A 2,495-nucleotide genomic window follows, 5' to 3' on the forward strand; every position below is an offset into this window, starting at 1 on the left:
TTACAAATGCTAAATTAAGAATGTACATAAGTGATCGTTTAAGTATGTACAGATTCGACAATATAGCTGCATAATATTCTTGAGGTGGATATTATGCATATGCAGATAAATATAAATACAGCTATTGAAATTACTAGTCTTTTAGATTTACCTAAATTAAAAATGTTGATGGAGAGTTTAAAAATGAAAATCAATAAGAGTAAATTGGCTCGGGATATGGGCGTTGATCGGAGGACAATTGATAAATACTTAAATGGTTATGAACAGAAAAGTACTAGGGAACGGTCATCAAAACTTGATGACTTTTACGAAGTCATTAAGCTCCTGTTATCAGAAGAGTCAAAGCAGGTTTTTTATTACAAACGAGTATTATGGCAATATTTAAAGGATAATCATGGGCTAGATTGTGCCCAATCTAGTTTCCGAAGGTACATATCAAGTAAAGTGGAATTTCAAAGTTATTTTGATTCGGGAAAACGTAAGAGTTCAAACAGTGAAGTCATACGTTTTGAAACACCACCAGCTGAACAAGCACAATTGGATTGGAAAGAAAATATTCGATACATCACCAAGGATGGTGAGATCCTATATGTAAATGTTTGCGTACTCTTACTGGCTCATTCAAGATTTCGGACCTTTCACCTAGCTATCTCTAAATCTCAAAGTTTATTATTTTCATTCCTTACGGAAAGTTTTGAGGCATTTGAGGGAGTACCTAAAATGATCCTAACAGACAATATGAAAACTGTAATGGACGAGCCTAGAACAGAATACCAAAAAGGAACAGTAAATGAGCGTTTTTATCAATTTAGTAAAGACATGGGTTTTGAAGTGAAGCCTTGTATTGCTGGTAGACCAAGGACAAAAGCCAAGGTAGAGGCTCCGATGAAACTACTCGATGAGATTCATGCCTATCAAGGAAAGTTTGATTATGAGGAACTCCATCAGTTTGTACAGAAACTGTGTGATCGTATCAATCATAGTTACCATCAGGGGACAGGAAAAATACCAATACTAGCACTACAAAAAGAAAAAAACCTCTTATCCCCATTACCAAATGAACGAATAAGAGATTTTTATAAAATTGATCGTATACAAGTGAAAGTAAATCCATCAAATATGGTTCCTTTCAAATCCAACCAGTATTCAGTCCCACCTGGATACATCGGGAAAACTCTTAGTTTACAAGTATACGATAACCATATCTATATTTATTATAACACGGAGTTAGTTGTCAAACACCCTATTAGTCAATCGAAGATTAATTACAAGCCTGAACATTATATAGAGACTTTGGCTAGAGGGCTGCCGTCTTCCACTAACATAGAAGATTTGGCTAGAAAAAATTTAGAAGCAATTAACGAGGTGTATAAAAATGAATAGTAGTTATAACAAGCTTGTAGAAAATTTAGAGTATTTAAAGTTAAAACAGATGCTGGTACATCTGGATGATACGATTGATTTTATGACAAATAACCAATTGTCGTTTACGGATACGTTAATAAAACTTACAGATTATGAAATTGATATGAAAGAAATAAATATGGTCAAATCAATGGTAAAGGTTGCAGCTTTTCCGCACCTAAAGGAAGTAAAGGATTTTGACTTTAATTTCCAGCCAACGATTAACAAACAACAGATATTAGATTTTACTACCTTACGGTTCATTGAACAAAAAGAGAATATTGTATTTTTAGGGACAAGTGGAGTTGGTAAAACGCATTTGGCAACCTCTATAGGGATAGCAGCCGCCAAGAAAAGAACAAGTACGTACTTTATTAAGTGTAATGAATTGATTATGAATTTAAGAAAAGCGAAGCTTGAAAACCGATTAGAAAATAGATTAGAACATTATGCAAAATACAAACTGCTTATTATCGATGAAATTGGGTACCTGCCTATCGACGCAGAAGATGCAAAATTATTTTTTCAGCTAATTGACTTGAGATATGAGCAGAAAAGTACCATTTTAACAACAAACGCTAGCTTTAAAACATGGGGAGACATCTTTCAGGATACCAAAATCGCCAATGCCATTTTAGACCGTGTTCTCCACCACGCAACGGTGGTAAATATTATTGGTGATTCATACCGCTTAAAAGATCATTTTAAAAGAGAGACCAACAAACAAGGAGACAGATAATATGAGTGCATCTAGACTAGAAAAAATAATACAGTTCTTTCGTTCATATGGGATCAAAATTGATGAGAAGCTAATTGAAGAATGGTTAGAAGCTACTTCAAACACAAGAGCTTTTGAATCACCAGTATGTGAGGATGATCTATATGAATTTAATGAGTGGTGTAGATGGAAAGGCACGGCATATGAAGAAGGCATTGATGATCAAACAAAAATCGCAAGATTATTAGATGAAATAAAAGACTTAAGAAATGAAATATCCACGCTGAAAAAAGAGAAAGGAACTCTTGAAGATAAACTAGGAATAGCTCCATTTTAATCTATGACAACCCTCCCCCAGCAATAAAGTTAGTAG

3 protein-coding genes are annotated in these 2,495 nt (G+C 34.1%); all 3 read left to right on the forward strand.

Going from position 1 to position 2,495, the window contains the following annotated elements; genetic code table 11:
* Positions 1–93: 93 nt before the first annotated feature.
* From istA to BALCAV_RS20675, 3 genes are read left to right on the forward strand one after another with little or no spacing between them, the layout of a single operon-like run.
* Positions 94–1,383, forward strand: coding sequence for an IS21 family transposase (gene istA / locus BALCAV_RS20665; protein WP_003321326.1), 1,290 nt, complete (start codon positions 94–96; stop codon positions 1,381–1,383).
* Positions 1,376–2,143: an IS21-like element helper ATPase IstB gene (gene istB, locus BALCAV_RS20670; RefSeq protein WP_003321325.1), complete on the forward strand. Its 768-nt coding sequence runs from the start codon at positions 1,376–1,378 to the stop codon at positions 2,141–2,143. The genes istA and istB overlap by 8 nt, the downstream gene beginning before the upstream one ends.
* Before the next feature lies 1 nt (position 2,144).
* Positions 2,145–2,459 (forward strand): hypothetical protein, encoded by a 315-nt coding sequence (locus tag BALCAV_RS20675; RefSeq protein ID WP_003321324.1) that lies wholly within the window; start codon positions 2,145–2,147, stop codon positions 2,457–2,459.
* Positions 2,460–2,495 lie beyond the last annotated feature (36 nt).

The sequence above is a fragment of the Alkalihalobacillus alcalophilus ATCC 27647 = CGMCC 1.3604 genome (genome assembly GCF_000292245.2).
GTDB lineage: Bacteria > Bacillota > Bacilli > Bacillales > Bacillaceae_D > Alkalihalobacillus > Alkalihalobacillus alcalophilus.